The 24,610-nt window shown below is 45.2% G+C and carries 13 protein-coding genes; 10 read left to right on the top strand and 3 right to left on the bottom strand.

Annotated features, from left to right (window positions below; all coding sequences use genetic code 11):
- The first annotated feature begins 195 nt into the window (after positions 1-195).
- The gene (locus QT979_RS12785) at positions 196-684 is read left to right on the top strand and encodes a hypothetical protein (RefSeq protein ID WP_333310327.1); all 489 of its coding nucleotides are present in this window, start codon (positions 196-198) and stop codon (positions 682-684) included.
- A gap of 123 nt (positions 685-807) precedes the next feature.
- On the opposite strand, the gene QT979_RS12780 is transcribed toward QT979_RS12785, so the two are convergent.
- The 3 genes from QT979_RS12780 to QT979_RS12770 all read right to left on the bottom strand — a co-directional run bounded on the left by QT979_RS12780 (position 808) and on the right by QT979_RS12770 (position 3,042).
- Positions 808-1,476, bottom strand: coding sequence for a 2OG-Fe dioxygenase family protein (locus QT979_RS12780; RefSeq protein ID WP_333211596.1), 669 nt, complete (start codon positions 1,474-1,476; stop codon positions 808-810).
- Between the two features lie 187 nt (positions 1,477-1,663).
- Positions 1,664-2,428 (bottom strand): aldolase/citrate lyase family protein, encoded by a 765-nt coding sequence (locus tag QT979_RS12775; protein WP_333310325.1) that lies wholly within the window; start codon positions 2,426-2,428, stop codon positions 1,664-1,666.
- A 92-nt stretch (positions 2,429-2,520) separates the two neighbouring features.
- Positions 2,521-3,042: a hypothetical protein gene (locus QT979_RS12770; RefSeq protein WP_333310323.1), complete on the bottom strand. Its 522-nt coding sequence runs from the start codon at positions 3,040-3,042 to the stop codon at positions 2,521-2,523.
- Positions 3,043-3,194: 152 nt separating this feature from the next.
- Between QT979_RS12770 and QT979_RS12765 the strand changes: the two genes are divergently transcribed.
- The 9 genes from QT979_RS12765 (at position 3,195) to QT979_RS12725 (ending at position 24,300) form a co-directional block, all read left to right on the top strand.
- Complete coding sequence (locus tag QT979_RS12765; protein ID WP_333310321.1) at positions 3,195-5,267, top strand: FAD-dependent oxidoreductase; 2,073 nt, start codon at positions 3,195-3,197, stop codon at positions 5,265-5,267.
- A 292-nt stretch (positions 5,268-5,559) separates the two neighbouring features.
- On the top strand, positions 5,560-11,376 hold the full coding sequence (locus tag QT979_RS12760; protein ID WP_333310319.1) for a HAMP domain-containing protein: 5,817 nt from the start codon (positions 5,560-5,562) through the stop codon (positions 11,374-11,376).
- A 167-nt stretch (positions 11,377-11,543) separates the two neighbouring features.
- Positions 11,544-12,371, top strand: coding sequence for a protein-glutamate O-methyltransferase CheR (locus tag QT979_RS12755; RefSeq protein WP_333211586.1), 828 nt, complete (start codon positions 11,544-11,546; stop codon positions 12,369-12,371).
- On the top strand, positions 12,325-13,050 hold the full coding sequence (locus tag QT979_RS12750) for a chemotaxis protein CheB (protein ID WP_333211584.1): 726 nt from the start codon (positions 12,325-12,327) through the stop codon (positions 13,048-13,050). The genes QT979_RS12755 and QT979_RS12750 overlap by 47 nt, the downstream gene beginning before the upstream one ends.
- A gap of 7 nt (positions 13,051-13,057) precedes the next feature.
- Positions 13,058-15,127 (top strand): response regulator, encoded by a 2,070-nt coding sequence (locus tag QT979_RS12745; protein WP_333211582.1) that lies wholly within the window; start codon positions 13,058-13,060, stop codon positions 15,125-15,127.
- Between the two features lie 435 nt (positions 15,128-15,562).
- On the top strand, positions 15,563-16,390 hold the full coding sequence (map, locus tag QT979_RS12740) for a type I methionyl aminopeptidase (RefSeq protein ID WP_333211580.1): 828 nt from the start codon (positions 15,563-15,565) through the stop codon (positions 16,388-16,390).
- Between the two features lie 175 nt (positions 16,391-16,565).
- Positions 16,566-17,258 carry a response regulator transcription factor gene (locus QT979_RS12735; protein ID WP_333080704.1) on the top strand — a complete coding sequence of 231 codons (693 nt, stop codon included), beginning with the start codon at positions 16,566-16,568 and terminating at the stop codon, positions 17,256-17,258.
- Positions 17,259-18,237: 979 nt separating this feature from the next.
- Positions 18,238-18,597 (top strand): hypothetical protein, encoded by a 360-nt coding sequence (locus QT979_RS12730; protein WP_333211576.1) that lies wholly within the window; start codon positions 18,238-18,240, stop codon positions 18,595-18,597.
- Between the two features lie 519 nt (positions 18,598-19,116).
- On the top strand, positions 19,117-24,300 hold the full coding sequence (locus QT979_RS12725; RefSeq protein ID WP_333310317.1) for an nSTAND1 domain-containing NTPase: 5,184 nt from the start codon (positions 19,117-19,119) through the stop codon (positions 24,298-24,300).
- Positions 24,301-24,610: the final 310 nt, after the last annotated feature.

Genomic DNA, 24,610 nt, shown 5'->3' with positions numbered 1-24,610 from the left:
GTAAAAACACAAAGCACCCACCCCAACCCTGCCCTTGAATCAGGGGAAGAAGCAAGATTATTCTTGTTGCTCCCCTGAATAAGGGGGGACTTGCTGGAGGTGAATTTGACTTTTGCAAGAACTCTAGAGAAGTTTATAGAGCATTTGCGATCGTGTAGAATCTGAAAAAACAATTTTAATGGAGTTTTGTTGCAAATGAAATTTTTGGCGATCGAAACACTAATTTTTAGTTCTATCCTTCTGTCAATCTCATCATTTTCCTCTGCTCAAAGTAATCAACAAGGCTCTACAATTCTACCCACAGGATCTTACTACGCTCAAGGAACAATGTTCAATAACTCCCGTAGAGAGATTGCACATCAAAACAATAGAATCTGCATCAAGATCGTTGATGGCCCTGCAAATCCCTACAAAGGAGTCGAATCTATCACAATTAGCAGCGTGTCTGTTGAAAATGGGAAATACTATATTGATGCAACTGGCACGGAGCTAGTATTAAAAAACAATGGAAAAGCATTCTCTGGCGACATTCGCGGTACATGGGAGTATAGAGGTATCTCCCCCGATCCCAGGAGTCAACCCATACAAGCTAAAAAAATGGCAGAATGTGTAGCGGCGCAAGGACGATATGTGCAGAAGATGGAAGGAATATCAATTTCAGGAATCGATTTTCCCAAGCATTAACCATCATTGAAATGGGGAGGGGCGCAACCAAAAGGTGATCTGTGGGATGCAGTAATGGGTAATCGAAGTAAGGTGCGCTGCGCGCACCCTACATCATTAGGTTATTCGTCCCAGACTGTATCCTCAATCGGTAAGCAAACTCGGAGAAGTCAGCACAAAGACATCCCTGGTTCCCACTCCTTCAGATTCCGGTTTAATCGGTGTAGTAAAGTGGAAAAACTCGTGGTCGTTAACTAACAGCAATTCTCCCGGTTGCAGAATTTTATTAAAAACAGGCTTCTCTTTTTTAGCCAAGTACAAATGCGTTTCCCCGCCGACAATATTAGTTCTGTCAACCGAGAAAATCCCGATAAAGTCAGTACCGTCTTGGTGAATGCCTTCCGGTGCGGGGTTGCCGAAATTGTTTGGCGAACAAGTCGTTCTGATTTGATGGATGCCGATTTCAGCTTCCGGGTGAATTTTGCAGGAATCGAAAAAAGCAAAAATCATCTGTTTGAAATTATCGAGGGCGATTAGCCGATCGTCCAATTCGGCAAATTCCCGCCTGATATCACCCACTAGCGGATTGTATGTTTTGCTTTGATACAAATAGCCGTGAGGTAGCTTAACTAACTCATTTCCGTTGACTGCAAACCGCGATAATCTTCTCGAACGATACTTACCTTTCACATACGGATCGACAGGCATATCGTCAAAAAATTCCTTGAAGCCTTCTAGCTTAATCGAGTTTACTTTTTTGAAAGTAAACATGAAGGCATAATCCAAATGAATGGATTCTAATACGGTTTTCATAGATTTTACTCCCTGAAGCCTTGCTCCCCTCCCTAATTTTGCCTGGAGGAGGTGTATGCTTCTACTCTAGCGCAGGATTTTTGTATGTGTCGTAAAAGACACTACAAAAATTGCAAAGATATCGTAAAGACGACAAGATGAATTGGGGGCTGGTTCTTCTTTTAATCCAAAATCCCCAATCTAAAATCTAAAATCGATTGACTGCTTTCACCAGCGACTGACAGGCCCGCAGGAAAACGCCAACATCGACCCCAAGTGCGACGTACTGAACGCCAGCATCAATCCACTGCTGGGCGATTTCGGGGTTTTCGGCAAAAGTACCGGCGGCTTTGCCTGCTTTGCGGATGGTTTGGACTGCCTCTTGCATCATGTCGATGACTCGGGGATCGCGGACTTGGCCGGGAATGCCGATCGACTGTGACAAATCGTAAGGCCCCAGAAAAATCACGTCCACCTCTGGCACAGTAACAATTTCTGCCAGGTTGTCGATGCCGCATTTGCCTTCGACATGAATCACAACTAAGGATTCTTCGTTGAGTCGATCGGTGATATTTGTACCTGCAGCGGTGTAAAGTCCTGCCCGCGTAGCAAAGGAAAGGCCTCGCGTGCCCAGAGGACTGTATTTAGCACTTTTGACAGCGGTTTCGGCATCGATTTTGCTTTCAATTTGAGGTACTTGAACTCCTGCACTGCCGATGTCGAGAGCTCGTTGAATTTGCGGCCCGTCGTTTTTGCGGACACGAACAATCGGTGCAATTCCGGTGCAGTCGGCGGCGCGACACAAATCTTCAGCAGCAAGCGGGTTCAGGGGGCCGTGTTCCATATCGATAACGGCGAAATCAAATCCAGCGTGACCGCAGATTTCCATGAATGCGGGATAAGCGCAGTTCATAAATAAACCGAGGACTGTTTCGCCTTGTTTAATTTTTTGTTTGAGTTGGTTTTGACGCATGGGTAATCCCGGAAAATTTAGTTTTTTTTTACTGCAAATGAAGCCCGATTGTTTTTAATAATACAGCTCAAATATGGTCGTAATCAATTACTTTATGTTAAGAAAATAGACAAGAATTTTATAGCTGCTTTTGCCTCTATTTTAAATGGAATCAAGCACAAAAGCCAGCCAAAAATAAACATTCCTAAAATTGGTAAAAATATGGCTCCCACGGATGGTTCGACTAACCAAGCAAATAAAGAAAACATTCCAATACTGCCAGTTGTCCACAGCCACAGAATCAGAAATCCTATAACTGTTGTATGTAAACTCATCCTAATCCTGATGGAACAACCGAACTGTTGATTATGTATATATCCTTGTATAATTGGGAACAATAAATGTCTGCCGATGATGATGCGATTAATTTTGAAGGTTTTGCCATCAATCGTTCCTTCATAGGGTTTCGCAGGGGGCTGACAAAAGGGTATAATTATTCTAAAAACTTTGGGAGGAGTAACAACTTCGTCCAACCTGCGTAAAACTTCCGAATAAGTTAAACTGGTGGTAATTGTTAAAGTCTCAAAAGGAATAAATAACCTAAAAAATTTGACTATCTTGAGCATAAGGTTCATCCGGCTGTTCAATAGTTGTTGCTGGTATTAATGCCTCTTCTCTAAAAAAGTTTTCCCTGACAACAGCGCGAAATACCAGTATACTGCAAAATAAACATTTAAATGGGATGAGTGTTTTTCGCGCTATGTCAAAATTAATTCCACAATCTCCGATGAAACTTCGACAGTATCTATTTTTGCTCAAAGGTCGATCGATCCTTAGCCTCACCCTCGGCATAATTTCCGCGATGGGGAGCATTTCGCCAGTATTTGCCGCACCTCCCCGCAATCCCGACACTGCTGAAACTTGCGACATTCTAGTAGCAGGCGGCGGTCTCGCAGGGGCTGCTACCGCTTACGAAGGTTTGCTGGCGGGGCGCACAGTTTGCCTCACTGAAATTACTGATTGGGTAGGCGGTCAAATTTCCTCCCAGGGAACTTCCGCACTCGATGAAAGAGATACTCAGCGATCGCTCTTATTTTACCCCCGTGGCTACCTAGAATTGCGGGAGCGGATCAAGGAACATTACGGCCGGCTAAATCCCGGAGGCTGTTGGGTTAGCTATTCGTGTTTTATGCCATACGACGGTCACAAAATTCTATTTAACATCTTGCAGGATGCCGCTAAAAAAGGCAAAGGCACGCTGAAATGGTTTCCCAATACAGTTATTAAAGAACTAGCAATTACTCCTGCTGTGGCGGGGAATGCGGTAGGGGGTCAACAAATTAAAAGTGCGATCGCCATTCAACACAAACCCGCCGCCAACACGCCACCAATCAACACCGAAACTCTTTCTCAGACGATCGAAGATGCCTATCGCTACGAAAATTCTCCGCGATTTAACAAAACTATTATTCGGTTTATTCCCAAACCACCTAACCAGTCAAATTCAAAACCTAGACCTGCTGAGTGGTATGTGGTAGATGCCACTGAAACAGGAGAATTGATCGGACTTGCGGATGTTCCCTACCGCCTCGGAATTGACCCGCGTTCCCCTCTCGAACCTTCTTCTGCCAGCCCCACCGGCGACGCTTACTGCACTCAAGGTTTTACCTACACCTTTGCGATGGAGGCAACGAAGGAACCGCAACAGCATCAAATGCCGTCTTTTTATCAACAATACGCTCCTTACTACAGCTACGAATTGCAGAGATTGGCGAGCTTTCCCTTAGTTTTCACCTACCGCCAAATCAGGAGCATGAGACCGGATGAAAAGCGACCTTCCGGCCCGAAGCAATTCCCGATTTATCCGGGGGATATTTCGATGCAAAACTGGACTTGGGGCAATGACTATCGTCCCGGTTCTGCCCAGGATAATTTAATTTATTCTCGCGAGCAGTTGGAGGCAGCAGGTCAACTGCAACCGGGGGGATGGATGGGCGGTTTGCGAACCGAAACTTTGCGAAAGGGAGAGGAAAATGCCAAAGGATTTTTCTACTGGCTGGTAACAGGAACTACTGACTCGCAGCTAGGAGAGGGAGTCAAAAAGCCTAATCCAAACAATCGTTTTTTGAGCGGGTTGGATTCGCCGATGGGGACGGTGCACGGACTTTCTAAATATCCTTATATGCGGGAGGGCCGGCGCATTATTGGGCGGCCGAGTTTCAATCAGCCTCAAGGTTTTACGGTGTGGGAAGTTGATATGTCTCGCACTGACTTTACGGCTGATTTTTACCGCCAGAATTTGTCGGAGGAAGAGTATCGCAATTTGTGGTTAGCTGTGGGTGGTTTGAATGCGCCGGCTTTGGCTGTGGGAAGTCAATCTGTTGAGGATACAAAATCGCGATCGCGCGCTACGATTTATCCTGATTCTGTGGGGATTGGTCATTATGCGATCGACTTTCACCCCTGCATGACCAACAGTCCGCCGGAAGCACCAGGAAATACCGAACGGGAAGGTACTCGCAAAGGTCAAGGGCAAGCTTATCCCTTCCAAATTCCGCTGCGGGCAATGATTCCCCAGAAAATTGACAATATGTTAGTGGCGGGTAAAAGTATTGCTGTTAGCCACACAGCGGCCGCTGCTTATCGAGTGCATTCTTTTGAATGGTCTGCCGGTGCGGCGGCGGGAGTTACGGCTGCTTTTTCCCTAGAAAAGGGGATTCTCCCTTATGAATTAGTGGACGAATTGCCGTCCCGCGAGCCCAACTTGGAAGTGTTGCAGTTGCGGTTGCAACAAAATGCCAATCCGATCGCCTTTCCGGGTACTTCTATTTTCAATAGTTCGTGGCAAAATTGGAAATAATCGCAGTTGATAATCTGTAGGGCCGGCATCCTGCCCGCCTTACAATAAAATTCACTCTGTGTGGAACAGGGTGGAACAGGCTTGCGAGCCTGTTCCTGACACCCGACAATTAACTGGTTAGCAAGAAGAGTTTGCTAACCAGTATAAAATAACCAATAACAAAATACCTGATAAACAGCAATTTGTCATCCATCTTTCGATAGAAGCAATCAGACACTGCTTTAGTCGGATAATATCAATAATCTCAAAAATATTCCCCCCTTCCCCTTCAAACTCGTCAAAGGTAACGGTCATGTCAACTGCACAGATAACAAGCGCCAATTCCAGTAATGGTTATGCCAAACAGTTACTCAGAACCTTAGTAGCTGTCAAAAAAGGGGACTTTTCAGTTCGGATGCCTATAGACCAGACCGGTCTAGCGGGGAAAATTGCTGACGAACTTAACGACATTATCGAGCTCAATGAGAGAATGGCGGCCGAACTCGATCGCATCGGCACAGTTGTCGGTAAAGAAGGCAAAATTGCCCAGCGGGCAACCATCGGCAGCGCCGAGGGGTCATGGGCAGCTAGCGTAAACTCTGTCAATACCCTAATTACAGATTTAGTGCAACCAACCTCTGAAACCGCCAGAGTAATTCGGGCCGTAGCAAAAGGGGATTTATCGCAAACTATCGCCTTAGAAATAGAAGACAGACCCCTCAAAGGAGAATTCCTCCAAACAGCGCAAATTGTTAACACAATGGTAGACCAGTTGAGTTCCTTTGCGTCGGAAGTAACGCGGGTAGCTAGGGAAGTAGGAACCGAAGGGAAATTAGGTGTGCAAGCTGAAGTTAAAGGAGTTGCGGGAACCTGGAAAGATTTAACGGATTCAGTTAACTCGATGGCGGGGAATTTAACAGCACAAGTGCGTAACATTGCCGAAGTGACAACGGCAGTGGCAAATGGCGATTTATCCAAAAAAATTACAGTAGATGTTAAAGGCGAAATTCTCGAACTGAAAAACACGATTAACATCATGGTGGATCAGTTGAGTTCCTTCGCATCTGAAGTAACGCGGGTGGCGAGAGAAGTAGGAACGGAAGGCAAATTAGGGGTGCAAGCTGAAGTGCGGGGAGTTGCAGGAACCTGGAAAGATTTAACGGATTCAGTTAATTCAATGGCTGGCAATCTTACCGCACAAGTACGGAACATTGCCGACGTGACGACGGCTGTGGCAAATGGTGACTTATCTAAAAAAATTACAGTAGATGTAAAAGGTGAAATTCTCGAACTGAAAAACACGATTAACATCATGGTAGATCAGTTAAATTCCTTCGCATCGGAAGTAACGCGGGTGGCGAGAGAAGTGGGTTCCGAAGGCAAACTCGGCGGTCAAGCAGAAGTTAAAGGAGTTGCCGGAACTTGGAAGGATTTAACGGATAGCGTTAACTTCATGGCAGGCAGTTTGACAGCACAAGTGCGGAACATCGCTGAAGTGACAACCGCTGTGGCAAAGGGCGATTTATCTAAGAAAATTACCGTAGATGTTAAAGGGGAAATTCTCGAACTCAAAAATACCGTCAACACGATGGTTGACCAGTTAAATTCCTTCGCATCGGAAGTAACCAGGGTTGCTAGGGAAGTGGGAACGGAAGGGAAGTTAGGCGTGCAAGCTGAAGTGCAGGAAGTAGCAGGAACCTGGAAAGATTTAACGGATTCAGTTAACTCAATGGCCGGGAATTTAACAGCACAAGTCCGCAACATTGCTGAGGTGACGACTGCTGTTGCTAACGGTGACTTATCTAAAAAAATTACGGTACAGGTTAAAGGCGAAATTTTAGAACTGAAAAACACCATTAACGTGATGGTGGATCAGCTTAATTCCTTTGCATCTGAAGTAACCAGGGTTGCTAGGGAAGTGGGTTCGGAAGGTAAACTAGGCGGTCAAGCGGATGTCCGAGGCGTAGCAGGAACTTGGAAGGATTTAACGGATTCAGTTAATTTTATGGCGGGTAGTTTGACAGAGCAAGTACGGAATATTGCGGCTGTTACTACTGCGGTGGCAAATGGCGACTTGTCGAAGAAAATTACTGTCGATGTTAAAGGTGAAATTTTGGAGTTAAAAAATACCGTCAACACGATGGTGGATCAGTTAAATTCCTTCGCATCGGAAGTAACCAGGGTTGCTAGGGAAGTGGGAACCGAAGGGAAATTAGGGGTGCAAGCAGAAGTTAAAGGAGTTGCTGGAACCTGGAAAGATTTAACGGATTCAGTTAACTCGATGGCGGGGAATTTAACAGCACAAGTGCGTAACATTGCCGAAGTGACAACGGCAGTGGCAAATGGCGATTTATCCAAAAAAATTACAGTAGATGTTAAAGGCGAAATTCTCGAACTGAAAAACACGATTAACATCATGGTGGATCAGTTGAGTTCCTTCGCATCTGAAGTAACGCGGGTGGCGAGAGAAGTAGGAACGGAAGGTAAATTAGGTGTACAAGCTTACGTGCGGGGTGTAGGGGGAACTTGGAAAGATTTAACCGATAATGTTAACTTGATGGCGGGTAATTTGACGGCGCAGGTGCGGAATATTGCGGAAGTGACGAAAGCGGTGGCAAATGGCGATTTGTCTAAGAAAATTACCGTTGATGTTAAAGGCGAAATTCTGGAGTTGAAAGACACTATTAACGTGATGGTGGATCAACTTAATTCCTTCGCTTCTGAGGTAACGCGGGTGGCGCGGGAGGTTGGAACTGAGGGTAAATTGGGCGGTCAAGCTGAGGTGAAAGGAGTTGCAGGAACTTGGAAAGATTTAACCGACAACGTAAACTCGATGGCGGGGAATTTGACAGCGCAAGTGCGAGGTATTGCTAAAGTTGTGACGGCGGTGGCGAATGGCGATTTGAAGCGCAAATTAATGCTGGAAGCTAAGGGAGAAATTGCAACTCTGGCAGATACGATTAATGAGATGATTGATACGCTGGCGACGTTTGCCGATCAAGTTACTACAGTGGCGCGGGAGGTGGGAATTGAAGGGAAATTGGGCGGCCAGGCAAAGGTTCCGGGCGCGGCGGGGACGTGGCGAGATTTGACGGATAACGTGAATGAATTGGCGGCGAATTTGACTACTCAACTGCGGGCGATCGCCGAAGTGGCAATTGCTGTTACCAGAGGCGATTTAACGAGGTCAATTTCCGTCGCCACGGAAGGAGAAGTTGCCATTGTTAAGGACAACATTAACCAGATGATTGCCAATCTCCGGGAGACGACGCAGAAGAATACTGAGCAAGATTGGCTGAAAACCAACCTCGCTAAGTTCACTCGAATGCTACAAGGTCAGCGAGATTTAGAAACTGTTTCTAAACTAATTCTCTCAGAATTGACGCCGCTGGTTTCTGCTCAGCATGGCGTATTCTTTATGATGGAAGCTGTGGAACACGATCCGTTTCTCAAACTGTTAAGTACCTACGCCTACCGCGAACGCAAACAGTTAGGAAATAGATTCCATTTAGGCGAAGGTTTGGTAGGACAGTGCGCCCTGGAAAAGGAACGCATACTGTTGACTGAAGTGCCGGAGAACTACATTAAAATTGGATCTGGGCTGGGAGAATCTACGCCGTTGAATGTTGTGGTTTTACCCGTACTCTTTGAGGGACAAGTGACGGCAGTAATCGAGTTAGCTTCGTTCCGGCGATTCAGCGAAATACACTTAACATTTCTCGACCAACTTACAGAAAGTATCGCCATTGTCTTAAATACAATTGCGGCGAGTATGCGAACGGAAGAGTTGCTGAAACAGTCGCAGTCTTTGGCGGAAGAGTTACAAACTCAGCAAAAGGAACTAACGGAAACTAACAAGCGTCTCGAACAACAAGCGCAGTCTCTCCGCGCATCTGAGGAACTGTTGAAGAGTCAGCAGGAAGAGTTGCAACAAACGAATGAAGAATTAGAAGAACAAGCTGAATTGCTAGCGCTGCAAAATAAGGAAGTTGAGCGGAAAAACCGAGATATTGAACAGGCGAGGGGGTTGTTGGAAGAAAGAGCGGAACAGTTGGCTCTAACTTCTAAGTATAAGTCGGAGTTTCTAGCAAATATGTCTCACGAGTTGCGAACTCCGCTGAATTCGCTGTTGATTCTCGCTCGATTGCTTTCTGACAATACTGAGGGCAATTTGACTCAGAAGCAAGTTGAATACACGCGCACAATTTACTCGGCTGGAACAGATTTGTTAGGGCTGATTAATGACATCTTGGATCTCGCTAAGATTGAATCAGGCACGATGTCAGTGGAAATTGAGCAAGTGTTGTTTACGGACTTGCGAGATCATTTGGATCGGACTTTCCGCCAAATCGCCCAAGATAAGAAGTTGAGTTTTCAATTAGAGCTTGAGTCTGGGTTGCCAAAAGGTCTCTATACTGATGCTAAACGACTGCAACAAGTTTTGAAGAATCTCCTCTCTAATGCGTTTAAGTTTACAGAACGGGGTGAGGTGAAATTGCGTGTCGAAGTAGCGCGGGCCGGGTGGAATTTAGAAATAGAAAGTTTAACGAGTTCCCCTACTGTTTTGGCTTTCTCAGTTAGCGATACCGGGATTGGGATTTCTGCTGAAAAACACCGGGTTATTTTTGAGGCTTTCCAACAAGCAGATGGTAGCACTAGCCGCAAATACGGGGGCACGGGTTTGGGTTTGTCAATTAGTAGAGAAATCGCTAATTTGTTAGGTGGAGAAATTAAATTGACAAGTAGCCCTGGTGAGGGTAGTAGGTTCACGCTTTATCTGCCACAAACTTACCAAGAATCGCGAATAATGAATGATACGGGTTCGGGAACGGGCAAGCAAACGCCTCAATTACCCCCTGCTAATTCTCCCGCACTTCCTTTGCCGAATTTCCACTTGCCGATCGCGCCTTACCCCTCACCTTTAATCTCTGATGATCGAGAAAATATTGAGACTGACGATCGCGTGCTGTTGATTATTGAAGATGATGTAAACTTCGCTCGAATTCTGCTGGATATGGCGCAGGAACAGGGTTTTAAAGGTTTGGTGGCTTTGCGGAGCGATATCGGTTTGGCGATGGCGCGAGAGTTCAAGCCAACTGCGATTATGCTGGATCTAAATTTGCCTGTGATGGATGGCTGGACAGTGCTCGATCGCTTGAAGCACGACCCAAGTACGCGCCACATTCCGGTTCACATTGTATCAGTTGAAGAAGGGCGGCAGCGCAGTTTGCAGTTAGGGGCGATCGCCTACTTACAAAAGCCTGTCAGTCGCGAAGCCTTGAGCAAAGCTTTGACTGATATTAAGGGTTTTGTCGAGCGGCCAGTGAAGAATTTGCTAGTGGTGGAAGACGACGAAACACAGCGTCTGAGCATTGTGGATTTAATCGGCAATCACGATGTTTCTACCACGGCTGTGGGGAGTGGTGCAGAGGCGCTAGCAATTTTGAAATCGGGGCATTTTGACTGCGTTGTACTGGATTTGGGACTACCAGATATGACGGGTTTTGAACTGATCGAGCAGATCAAGCAAGAGGCTACTTTGAAAAGTCTGCCGCTTATTATTTATACGGGCAAAGAGTTGACACGCTCCGAAGAAACTCAACTTAAGCGCATGGCGGAAACAATCATTGTTAAAGATGTGCGATCGCCCGAACGTTTGTTAGATGAAACAGCTTTGTTTTTGCACCGAGTGCAAGCAAATTTGCCGGAACCAAAGCGCCAAATGCTAGAGCAACTGTATCAAACAGATTCGACGCTGGCGGGCAAAACAGTCTTGATTGTTGACGACGATATGCGGAATATTTTCGCCCTCACGAGTATGCTGGAGCGCCATAAAATGAAGATTGAGTATGCTGAGAATGGCAGAGAGGGCATTGCTAAATTGCAAAATACGCCTGGCATAAATATTGTGTTGATGGACGTGATGATGCCAGAGATGGACGGTTACGAAACCATGCAAGCAATTCGTAATATGCCTCAATTTGCTTCCTTGCCAATGATTGCTCTTACTGCGAAAGCTATGAAAGGCGATCGGGAAAAATGTATCGAAGCTGGTGCGTCTGACTACATTACCAAACCTGTTGATACGGAACAGTTGCTCTCGCTGCTGCGTGTCTGGCTTTATCGATAGGAAGAAGTCATTAGTCATTAGTCATTAGTCATTAGTCATTAGTCATTAGTCATTAGTCATTAGTCATTAGTTAACAGTTAACAGTTAACAGTTAACAGTTAACAGTTAACAGTTAACAGTTAACAGTCAACAGTCAAAAATTCCCAATAACCAATTAGTCATTAAAAATGTCCGAAAGTCATGAACTTGAAACAATCGAAATTCAACTCCTACTAGAGGGAATGTTTCGCTATTACGGATTTGATTTTCGTAATTATGCTCTTGCCTCTCTCAAGCGCCGTATTAGGAACACTATTCGCTCGGAACGGCTCACCACTGTCTCTGCACTTCAGGAAAAGGTACTTCACAATCCTGCTTACCTAGATCGTTTACTGCTGGATATTTCTGTCAATGTAACGGCGATGTTTCGCGATCCCAGCTTTTACATTAGTTTCAGAAATAAAGTGGTGCCGCTGTTGCGTACTTATCCTTTTATTCGGATTTGGCACGCTGGATGTTCAACGGGCGAAGAAGTCTATTCTATGGCAATCTTGCTGCAAGAAGAAGGACTTTATGACCGTTGTCGGATTTACGCTACGGACATGAATGAATTAGTTTTGAAAACAGCCAAAACAGGGATATTTCCGCTGAAACAAATGCAAGAATATACGCAACTATACCACCAAGCGGGGGGCAAGAAAGCGTTTTCTGAGTATTACACTGCTGCCTATGAAAATGCGATTTTTCGCTCTTCACTTAAAGATAATATTGTCTTTGCTCACCACAACCTAGCAACGGATAATTCTTTTAATGAATTTAATGTTATTTTATGCCGTAATGTGATGATTTATTTCAATTCACACCTCCAAGAGCGGGTACACAAGCTTTTTTATGAGAGCCTGGGAATGTTTGGAGTTTTAGGACTAGGACATCAGGAGTCTCTGACTTTTACACCTTATGAAAAATACTATGAACCAATTGAAAGTAGTGAGAAACTCTACCGGAGAATTAAATAAGAAAAATTTTGAAATAGTGGTTGTGGGTACGTCTTTGGGAGGGCTAGAGGCTCTGACTGTGCTGCTGGCAGATTTGCCCCAAAGCTTTCCTTTGCCTGTAGTTATTGTCCAACACCGCCATAAGAGTTCTGAGAATAGGCTTACTTATTTTTTACAAAAGCAAAGCTCTCTCCAAATCACAGAGGCAAAAGACAAAGAGCCGATCGCACCTGGACGGGTTTACTTGGCTCCTGCTGACTATCACTTGCTAATAGAATCGCCCTCTGACGAGGAGTTTATCCTGTATGAAAACGACTTTACAGAATGGGGGAGCGTGGCAGTGGAGTCAATCCATAATTCAAACTCCCCAATCCGCAATCGCGGAACTCCTACGTTTGCACTATCAACTGAGGCTCCTGTCTGCTATGCGCGGCCCTCAATCGATGTGCTGTTTGAGTCTGCTGCGGATGCCTTTGGGGAGAAAGTTATCGGCATAATTTTAACGGGAGCTAATTCGGATGGTAGTAAAGGGCTGGCAAAAATTAAAGCTGAGGGAGGATTGACATTCGTGGAGGAACCGGCTTCAGCTCTATGCCCGACCATGCCAGCATCGGCGATCGCAAATGTTAAAGTAGACTGGATTTTACCCCTCTCTAAAATCGCTCCCTGTTTAGTCAATTTGCTAAGAATTAAAGATTAAAAAAATTATGAATCAGCAGTCCCCCCATCGAGTAAATGTCCTTTTAGTTGACGATCGCCCAGAAAATTTGATAGCTCTAGAAGCTATTCTCAACAGCCCCTCTTATAATCTAGTACAAGCTAGTTCGGGCGCGGAGGCTCTGAGATGTCTGCTTAATGAAGATTTTGCAGTAATTTTGCTTGATGTGCAGATGCCGGGAATGGATGGATTTGAGACAGCAACATTGATTCGCTCTAGAGATCGATCGCGAGCGACTCCGATTATTTTTATCACAGCATTCAGCAGTAATGACACCCACGTGTTTAAAGGTTATTCTCTGGGTGCGGTGGATTACCTGTTCAAACCCTTGGAACCGGAAATATTGACCTCGAAGGTGCAGGTATTTGTGGAATTGTTCCAAAAAACAGTCGAGGTGAAGCAGCAAGCAACACTGTTAGCTGCGGTTAATAGTGAACTAAGTAAAAGTGAAGAGCGGTTTCGCACTTTGTGTGCTTGTTCACCACTGGGAATTTACTTAGCTGACGTTGAAGGCCGCTGTACTTACATCAATCCCCGTTGTCAAGCGATTTGCGGGTTAACTTTGGAGGAAAGTTTAGCAGAGATTTGGAAGCGGGAAGTTCATGAAGAAGATCGCGATCGCGTAGTAGCACATTGGTTAGCTTGGATTAAAGAAGGTCACGAATATTCTAATGAGTTTCGATTAGCTGGGAGCGAAACTGTGCGTTGGATTAATGTGCAGTCGTCGCCAATGTTTTCGGATTTGGGAAAACTGATCGGTCATGTGGGTACGGTTAGAGATGTCACAGACCGCAAGCAAGCAGAGGAAGAACGCAGCAGACTAATCCGCGAACAAGTGGCGCGACAAGAAGCGGAGAGAGCTAACCAGATGAAGGATGAATTTCTAGCTATTCTCTCTCACGAACTCCGTACTCCTTTAAATGCAATTCTCGGCTGGTCTAGGCTGCTTCGTACCAAAACCTTTGACCAAGACACTATTGAGAAAGCCCTAGAAACAATTGAGCGCAATGCTAAATCTCAAGCTCAACTCATCGAAGATATTTTAGATGTTTCGCGGATTCTGCGGGGGAAACTAAATTTAAATATGCATCCGATTCGGTTGGAATCTGCGATCAAGCTGGCAATAGATTCTTTGCAGCCGCTGACCGAGGAAAAATCAATAGTCATAGAATTAACGTGCAGCCCAAATGTAGGTGAAGTTATCGGCGATTTTGATCGCTTGCAGCAAATTGTGTGGAATTTGCTGTCAAATGCGATTAAGTTTAGTCCGCAAGAGGGTAAAGTAGAGGTGCGGTTAGAGTCAGTTGGCGATGAGGCTCACATTCAGATAATTGATAGTGGCATTGGTATAGCTCCTGATTTTTTGCCTTATGTTTTCGATCGCTTCCGCCAAGCTGATAGCAGCACAACTAGGTCTTACGGGGGTTTGGGGCTGGGATTGGCGATCGTCCGTCACTTGGTGGAACAGCACGGCGGTAAGGTGCATGCAGAGAATAATCCGGGCGAAGGTGCGAAATTTACGGTGGCTTTACCTCTTGCACAAAGGAAGACCGGAGGTGCAGGGGATGATTGGTCGGAACTCAATGACGCGACAGAGACTCTCCCCACTCTGGCTAATTTGCAATTGCTGGTGGTGGATGATGACGATGACACGCGGGAGTTTTTGATTGCTTTACTCGAGGACGAAGGAGCTATGGTGCGATCGGCGACATCGGTGGCCGGGGCTCTAGCTGCACTGGAGAGTTATTGGCCCGATCTGCTGCTGAGCGACATTGGAATGCCGGGAGCAGACGGCTATGAGTTGATCGCGCGCGTGAGAGAACTGGAAGTGATCAGGGGTGGAAAGATGCCTGCGATCGCCCTGACGGCTTACGCCAGAGAGGAAGAGCGCAAGCAAGCGCTGGAAGCTGGTTTCCAGATGCACTTATCTAAACCAGTTGACATAACTAAGTTAATTGCCGCAATTGGTAACCTTACAGGAAGGCTCGGAAATCCCGCTCCAACTGATATCTTGCACCATGCTCAAGAACAGGCAAGATGCCTGTTCCACAAAGAGTAAATTTTCTTGTGGGGAGTAGGGGTTGGGCAGGAGAGGCCGTCCGTGAAGGCTGATTGACAATAGTGCTATTCGGTGATTTCCAACGGACTCGGCGGTTAAAACCGCTTTGTTGACAATCAAGCATCCAGGATACCCGCCACGTGATTCATTCCGAAAGCAGACTCAGGACCCAGAAATACAAAACCTGTATCCGATAAAGGATCCCCCGAATTTATTCGTGGGGTCAATGCTTCAATCTAAAATCTAAAATCTAAAATCTAAAATCGATTGACCCCCCAATCCCGTGCTGATTACTGAGAAAAATATTAAGCTAGCTTAAAGGACACGCGATCGACAGTTCGGAACAAGACACCCCTTTTTCCACAAAAAGCTGGATATTTGCCGTTTTTTGCTTCAACCTGCCGTCAAAGTACAAAATTACCCGCCGATCAATACATGAATATTTTTAGCAGTCTGCTTTCTAGTCCAACTCAAGCACCCCAAGTCAAAAAACAGCGTCGAGGCATTGAAATTAAGTCGGAACGCGAAATCGAAATTATGCGGCAAGCAGCAAAAATCGTTGCAACGGTACTTAAAGAAATTTCCCAAATGGTGAAACCGGGAATGACTACTGCTGATTTGGATGCTTATGCCGAAAAACGTATCCGCGAAATGGGTGCAACTCCGAGTTTTAAAGGCTATCACGGTTTCCCTGGATCGATTTGCTCTAGTATTAATAACGAAGTTGTTCACGGCATCCCCAGCGCCAAAAAGGTAATTCGGGCCGGAGATGTTCTCAAGGTAGATACGGGGGCATATTACCAAGGTTTTCACGGCGATTCTTGCATTACGATCGCAGTTGTGGAAGTGACTCCCGAATCGGCCAAATTAATCCGAGTCGCAGAAGAAGCTCTCTACAAAGGCATCGAACAAGTGAAGGCTGGAGCTTATTTGCTCGATCTGGCTGGTGCGATGGAAGATCATGTCAAAAGCAACGGTTTTAGTATCGTTGAGGAGTTTACCGGCCACGGTGTCGGACGAAATTTGCACGAGGAACCGTCGGTTTTCAATTTCCGCACCCGCGAAATGCCGAACGTGAAATTGCGAGCCGGTATGACATTGGCGATCGAACCGATTCTGAATGCTGGTTCTAAGTACACTCGGACGCTTTCTGACAAGTGGACTGCTGTAACAGTTGACAATGCTATGTCGGCTCAGTTTGAGCATACTGTGTTGGTGACAGAAACTGGCTATGAAATTTTGACTGATCGTTCCAAAGTTTAAGGGGAAAAAAAGACAATAGTTTTGAGTTTTGAGCTAAAGTTTTTATTCTGTAGGTTGGGTTGAGCGATGGCGAAACCCAACACCTTATTTAAAATGAAGATTTGGGCGGAGCGAAGTGTAGGGTTCGTTCCTCAACCCAACCTACAATATTTACACTATTAAGAAGGTAACAGAGATGTCAGCACGATTATTATTGGTAGATGATGAACCGGGCTTGCGGGAAGCAGTACAAGCTTATTTGGAAGATAGCGATTTTGCGGTTGAGGTTGCCAGTAATGCTCGCGACGGCTGGGAAATCTTGCAGCAGACTAATCCGGATTTGGTGATTTCAGACATTATGATGCCCCAGGTGGACGGTTATCAGTTTCTCAAGCAAGTGCGGGAAGATCCTCGCTATAAAGCTTTGCCGGTGGTGTTTTTGACGGCTAAGGGGATGACGAGCGATCGCATTCAAGGCTATCAAGCAGGCTGCGATGCTTATCTTTCTAAGCCCTTCGATCCCGACGAATTAGTAGCAATAGTAACCAATTTGCTAGCCCGCCGCGCGGCTGCTAAGGAGACAAGCGAAAATGCTGAAAGTCCAGATATTGCTGCTTTGACAAGCCAAATGGCGAGAATTGAGTCTTTGCTGAGTGGGCGGAGTTCGATCGCCCAAAGTCCTTCGCCGATTAAAATTGATTTGACTCCGCGAGAACAAAGTGTTTTGGATTTGGTTGCTCAAGGTTTGATGAATAAGGAAATTGCCCGCCGCTTGGAAACTAGCGTGCGTAATGTGGAAAAGTACGTCAGCCGTTTATTTAGCAAGACGGGTACTAACAGCCGTACTGAGTTGGTTCGCTTCGCTCTCGAACACGGCTTGACGAAATAGGAGTCCTCTAGACTTGGCTGGAGGCTCTGCCTCGCCGAGCTGCGTTACCAGGCTCTTCCTGGTAACGAGAATTATGCAACAACTTAGAAATGTTAAGATATAAGTATTGACACATATTCGGTGGCTGTGGTATATCACATCAGCTTGCTGGTGGCAGCGCGGGAGTGCGAAAACTGGTGTGCGAAAACTGGTGTGCGATCGAACTTCTCACACACTTTGCTTTGAGTCTGAGTTGACATTCTCACCGGGCTAAAGCCACGGTGATTCCCAAACCTCACGATTTGAGTTTCTGCTTCATCGCAACTGCCTCCACCCACAAGGAGTTTTCTGGTCTTATGTTCGCTCCACAGACTAGCCCCGCTAGCCCAGCGGTTTTTATGCGTCGAATACCTAAAAGGAATTCTTATCTGTTGTTTTGATTCCAGGGATGTTTACCATTGCCCTATCCTCTTTTCCCGGTCTACCGATTTGTCTGCGCCGCCAGTTGTACTGGACTTCGCTCGTTAGGCTGTCTGAATCCATCGTCGCGGGTGGGTCATTGACCAAACTATAGTTTAATATAAAGCCGTCCTACAACGACGGGGTTTCCACCCACCTTTCTGATGAACACTCGCAAACGCCGGGGAATTACTTAACGGGAAAACCTGACTGTTTAAGAGTTTTCACGTAGTAAATAGAAAGGCAAACAGTTGACCGGATATGCTCCGTTAAGCAAACTTGCCACAAACAGTCACAGATAAGGTTATATCCTGTGGAAAAACAAGCCACTATTAATTAATGACTCTGCTCAAAAACGGATACTTGCGAACTGCCGGAGTGTTAAGCAGCCCCCAATTTTAGACCCTAGTTAAAGCTCTCCGATTCATCTGTGGAGGAAATCTAAAATCTAAAATTTAAAATCGACTGACAGCGCTCTAAAGTGGCCGCAGAAGTTGAATGTAGAGCAGCACCAAAGTTTAGTTTATATCAGGAGGATACGATGAGGAAAATCACGGCGCGACCAACAATAAGTGCCATAGTAGCACTGCCGATCGTACTAATAGCCAATACAACTCAAGCTTTTGCCACTGATACCGGTCAGAAAATAGAGCCAATTAAGAAAGTTTCGGATTTTGGCGATGAGCTAGATTTTGATATTGGGCCACCACCAACCATCAGCATTGAAGAAAGCGAGGATTGGGATGAACCTGATTTTACAGCTACTTTAGATATGGAGATTAGTAAATTTATGACAAAAAATCTTCAAGCTGTAATTGATGAGCCGCCGCCAGTAGTTTATCTCAGTGATGCAAGGGGTCAGTCAAGCAAGGAATGCCGGATTTCAGCGATATGCGAATAACTGAATTGGATTTGGGCGATTTGGGCGATGGCTGGGAACCCCGCAAACAAAGACTCTTTTGCTGGGTAGAATTTGAGCAATTATCAAGATTTCAGTAAAATCCGGTTGATTTTGCTGGGAATATGGGAATAACAGAGTATGTATTTTTTTGGGTATGCTTTAATTGCGATCGGCTAAAATAATAAGTATGCAGGCTGAAATAAACTTAATTAATTGATAGTTCCCAGTGATGGGAAATCGCCAAAAAGGGCAGAAATAAAATTAATCATGTGATTCTTCGCTGTGATTGGCAAACGTAACAACGGGTAAAAGTAAACTTAGTTAGAGCAACCGCCAAAACGGTTAGGAATTTCTTAATTGCACTTTCCCCCTGCGGTCGATTCCTGACATCCGTTACATCCGTTAAAAAATCCGTTGCCGAACTTCCATCCGTTACATCCGTTAAAAAATCCGTTGCCGAACTTACTTTTTTCGGCAGTTGACAGCACCTATCCTGAGAATATTTTTCAAATATTAATTATGCTTAATTCGCACTGCCAGCAAGACACCGCAGCACAGCAAAACAAAAGTTCGCTGCAAACTCTCTCCCGGACTCTCTCGATGTCTCAGGGGCAATTTTCGCTGATTTTGGTACGGTGCAATTACAGTGCCATGAGAGAGGAAATTGTACGGCAATTGCGGGAGGAGTCTGGTATCGAGATTCGAGAAATTGTCCTCCCGCCATCTGTTAAAACTCTTTACACGACGATAGAAACCAAAGTTTCCTGCAGCCATCCCTCAGCTTTAATGGTGTTGGGATTGGAATCGGTAAGTGCGATCGATCAGGTGCTAATTTCTACCAACTACGTGAGGGAAGAATTTCGGAATAATTTTCCCTTTCCGGTGGTGCTGTGGGTGACAGACAAAATCTTAAAAAAACTGATTCGGTTAGTAACAGATATCGAAACTTGGACGACAAGTGTTGAATTTGTGATTGGCCCCGACGACTTGGTGGAGTTCTTAGGCAAAAGTGCCGATCGCATTTTTTCCCACATTTTAGAAAGTGGCAATTGGCGTTTAACTAATTCTGCCATTCTCGGAGCCAATTCTTTGAGTGAACTAGAGTCAGCTAGCCAAGACTTGCAAACTTGCAACATCAGGTTAGAACCCGCTATTGAAGCAAGTTTGCAATTTATTCGCGGTAGGCATGAATATGCTTGTCACCACATCCCGGCCGCCATTGAATTGTATCAAAAAAGTCTCAGTTTTTGGAAGCATCAAGTAGCGTTTATTGGGTCGAAAACACAATTTAGCGATTTGTTATTTACCGTTCACCCAGCACCAGTGTTAGAGGGAATTCTGCTATTCCACATCGGTCTTTGCTACCGCTTCCAAGCAGAACAACATCGCAGCGGCAACCGTCCTTACTGGACGGAAGCTAAGAATTATTTTCAGGAATGTATTGATGTTTTAGAACGCGCGGGGCGGCCGGATGCCGTTGGTATATTCATCAATCAACTTGGCGAAGTATTGCAGCATTTAGAAGATTGGGATGCACTCTGGAATTTAGCTATCAAAGCTCGGAGGTTACATGAAAATATGGAAAATTCAGCAGTTAATTTGGCTCAAGATTACGGCTTTTTGGCTAGAGTAGCCTTAGAGCAAAAGAACTGGCCAGGGGCGAAAGAATGGGCTTTAATCGCTCTAGACGTTCTCAACTCAAATTTAGAAGCGACGGGACAGGGAACCCATGTAAAGTCGCAGCATCTAGGCTTGTATCTGTTAATTTTAGCAGAAGCCCAGAGTCACTTGGGTGAGGTACAGGAGGCGATCGCACATTTAGAGGTTGCGCGCTCGGAAACCGAAGCGTGCTACAACCCGCAACTGTATTTGCGGGTTTTAGAAATGCTGCGATCGCTCTATTTTCAGCGGGGAGAATATCTCGAAGCATTTCAAATTAAGCAAGATTATCGAGCGGTGGAACACACCTATCGGTTCCGAGCTTTTATTGGAGCCGGAAAATTGCAGCCGCACAGAGAAGCGGTTAATTCCGTCGCCGAAACTATTGCCGGCGCTGCTACTATTGCTGACGAAATTACTGCTTCCGGTAGAGAGGAAGACCTCAACCGCTTGATATATAGAATGAACAATACCCCCGACAAACTGACAGTAATTTACGGTCAGTCTGGAGTTGGCAAAAGTTCAATAGTCACGGGAGGATTAGTACCAGCTCTCAAACAAAAAAAAATAGAAATGCGGACTGTTCTGCCCGTAGTGCTGCAAGTTTACAACAACTGGCCGCGGGAATTGACCAGACAGTTATCTGCTGGGAAAGCTGAAATATTCGATCCGGAAAATTCCGAAACATTACCAGAAACTGCTCCGGTAGATTTGACCCTAGAAACAGGTGCAGTCAAGGGAAATCTTATTTCGGGATTTCACGGTGGAGCGAGTGGGAATAATCAGGATCAAAGGGAGCAGTCACAGCCAGTAGAATTAATCATACAACAACAGGCGATCGAATACGGAAATATTCTCAAGGAGCTGCAAATAAATTCCGAACATTTAGTGACTGTTCTGATATTTGACCAATTTGAAGAATTTTTTTTCGTGTGGAAAGAGCCAGCGGAAAGGCAAATATTTTTTGATTTTTTGCGGGAATGTTTGAAAATCAAATATTTAAAAGTCGTCCTGTGTTTGCGGGAAGATTACTTACACTATTTGCTGGAATTTTCCCGACCCAAAAACCAGACAGGATTCGTTAAAAATGATATTTTAGAGGACATCCTCAGCAAAAACATTCTGTTTTATTTAGGAAATTTTTCGCTGGTCGATGCGCGATCGGTAATTCGCACTTTAACTGAGCGAGCGCAGTTTTACTTAGAACCGGAGCTGATCGAAGAATTAGTCCAAGATTTAGCTGGAGAATTAGGAGAAGTCCGCCCGATCGAACTACAACTTGTCGGCGCTCAACTGCAACAAGAGAATATTAGAACTTTAAGTCAATATCAGGAACTAGGCAACAATCCGCAACAAAAATTAGTCGAAAGGTTTCTCGAAGAAGTCATTAAAGATTGCGGCCCAGAAAATGAAGTAGCGGCGCGTCGAGTATTGTATTTGCTCACAGATGAAGAACAGATTCGTCCCCTAAAAACCCGCGCAGAATTAGCCTCTAATTTAGCGACATTTGCTGAAGCTGACAAATTAGATCTAGTTTTAGAACTGTTAGTAAACTCGGGTTTAGTTTTTCGCTGGACGGAACTGCCAGCAGAGCTTTATCAGCTCGTTCACGATTATTTAGTTAGCTTCATTCGCCAGCAGCAAGAATTAGATAAAAAGGCAGAATTTGAGGAACTGCGAAAGCAAAACCAAATTAACCGAGATGAAATTGAACAAATTCGCAAAGACAGAGAGCAAGATGCTTTGCTGTCGGAAGCTAGAGAGAAACAGCACGAAGCGGAAGCTCAACTTTACCAAACTCGGAGATGGCAATTGCGGGCAGCGGTTCTAGGACTGCTTGTGCTCGGAGGTGTTTCGGCGATGGCATTCGAGCAAGCAAAATTAGCAGAAAGCGCGCGGCAAGAAGCAGAAAGAAGTCGGACTGACGCCCTAAATTCGGCGTCGGAATCTTTAGTGATTTCTAATGAAAAAAATCAATTAGGAGTGTTGGAAAATAGTATCAAAATTGGTCGTGATTCTCTGAAAAGTACAGCGCTGCCTGTGGACACTAAAAATCAAATTGCTGAAAGACTCAGACAAGCAGTTTCCGGGGTGCAAGAACGCAACCGTTTCGAGCAGCACAGCAAGTTTGTTTTGGATGTGAGTGTAAGTCCCGACGGCAATTCAGTTGCTTCGGCAAGTGCTGACAAAACTGTTAAATTGTGGAGCAAAGGAGGTAAGTTATTAAAAACTTTCAATCACCCAGATAGCGTGACGAGTGTTAGTTTTAGTCCCGATGGGAAAACGATCGCGACTGGTTGTGCCGATCGCACAATTAGAATTTGGCAAGTAAATAACGACAAAAGTGCCATCGGCATTTTATCCGGCCACCGCGATATCGTCACCAGCGTCAGTTTCAGTCCAGACGGCAAAACCCTAGCTTCCGCCAGTCACGACAACACCGTCAAAATCTGGAACCTTGCGAACAAAAAATTGCTGCAAACCTTAACCGGACACAAAGACTGGGTACTCGGTGTCAGTTTCAGCCCCGACGGCCAAACAATAGCCTCAGCAAGTGTTGACAAAACTGTCAAACTTTGGAACAGAGAAAATAAAACCCAGAAATTTAGAATTAATCCCAAAACATTAACCAAACATTCTGACATTGTTTACAGCATTAAGTTCAGTCCAAACAGCCAAGAACTCGTCTCAGCAAGTGCCGACACCACAGCCAAAATTTGGAACCGAAACGGTGAGGAAATCAGAACTCTCAAAGGACATAACGATGAAGTTGTCAGCGCGAGTTTCAGTCGCGACGGCAAACAAATTGTCACCGGCAGTGCAGACGATACGGTGAAAGTTTGGAGTCGCAGCGGCACTTTACTCAACACTTTTCGAGGACATCAAGACGACGTAAGGGCCGTAAGTTTCAGCGGCGACGGCACTATTGCTTCCGCAAGTAAGGACAAAATAGTGAAAATTTGGAAACCGGACAGCACTCCGCTGAATAAGATTTTATCGGGACACGGAGACTGGGTTTACAAAGTCAGTTTTAGTGCTGACGGCAAAACAATTGCTTCTGCTAGCGGGGACAAAACAGTGAGACTTTGGCGCACTGACGGCAGTTTATTCAAAACCTTAGAAGATCACAAGGATTCTGTTACCTGGGTGAGCATTTCCCCTGATGATAAAACTGTTGCTTCTGCCAGCAATGACAAAACAGTGAAAGTCTGGAGTTTAGACGGCAAACTGTTAGATACTCTCAGCCACAGCGGCATTGTTAGAAGCGTGAGTTTTAGTCCAGACGGAAAGATAATTGCCGCCGCAAGTGCCGATCGCAAATTGTACCTCTGGCGCTGGAACGGTTCTAAAGCAACTTTGTTTGCAAAACTCGATCACAGCAATCCAGTAATTAGCGTTAGCTTCAGTCCCGACGGCAAAACTATTGCTACTGCTACCGCTGCTGAGGACAAGGCAAGCGGGAAGAAAAAGGCTTTTGAAATTACCGGAGAAAAGAGAGTTTACCTGTGGCAATTCAACGGTTCATCGGCGAAAATCCTGAAAACTATCGACCACGAAGACAGCGTTAAAAATGTTAGTTTTAGTCCCGACGGTAAGACTATTGCTGCTGCTTGCGCTGACAAAAAAGTTTACTTGTGGGGGTTTGATGGAAAGGTGGCGAATTTAACTGAAAAACTCGACCACAGCGATACTGTAGAAAGCGTGAGTTTTAGTCCAGACGGCAAATTGATTGCGGCGGCGAGTGGGGGAAATACTGTTAAGCTGTGGAATTTTGACGGCAAGAAGGCGCTGCTATCGAAGACTTTAGAATCGAGCGATCGCGTGTTGAGCGTTACTTTTAGTTCGGACAGCAAAACTCTGGGTTTTGCTAGTAGGGATAGGAATGTAATTCTGTTGCCTGTGGAGAATTTGGAACTGAATAATATCATTGCTCGGAGTTGCGAGTGGTTGGGAGATTATTTGCAGAATGACCCGAATGTTGCTGAGGGCGATCGACTGCTTTGTCTTGGATTTGGGAAACAGGCGTTAAATAAGAGGAAGTAAACCTGGTTTGTAGTGAGGACTTCAGTTTTCTCTATGCCTGTGAATGAGGATTAAACTCCTTACTGCGAACCTATTCTTGAATACAGATTAAAACATCTATCTGTTGAGTAGTTTTTTCTGTTGTAAATTTGCGGTAAAATTCGAGTAATAAATTTAACTCCTCTGGCGGTTCCCCGCCGAGTCAATAGAAGTAAGTCGGTCTGCGGCAGAATTGTATTGTACAGTGCGCTCAAAAAAATCGCTTTGAAAAACAACAAAATTCTTGCCTTCAAAATTTTTATTTCATTCTGCCGAATGCCTTGTGATCCGG

The organism is Microcoleus sp. w2-18bC1 (assembly GCF_036700365.1).
GTDB lineage: Bacteria > Cyanobacteriota > Cyanobacteriia > Cyanobacteriales > Microcoleaceae > Microcoleus.
The sequence above is the reverse complement of the archived record's forward strand: the minus strand, read 5'-3'. Positions and strand labels throughout refer to the sequence as shown.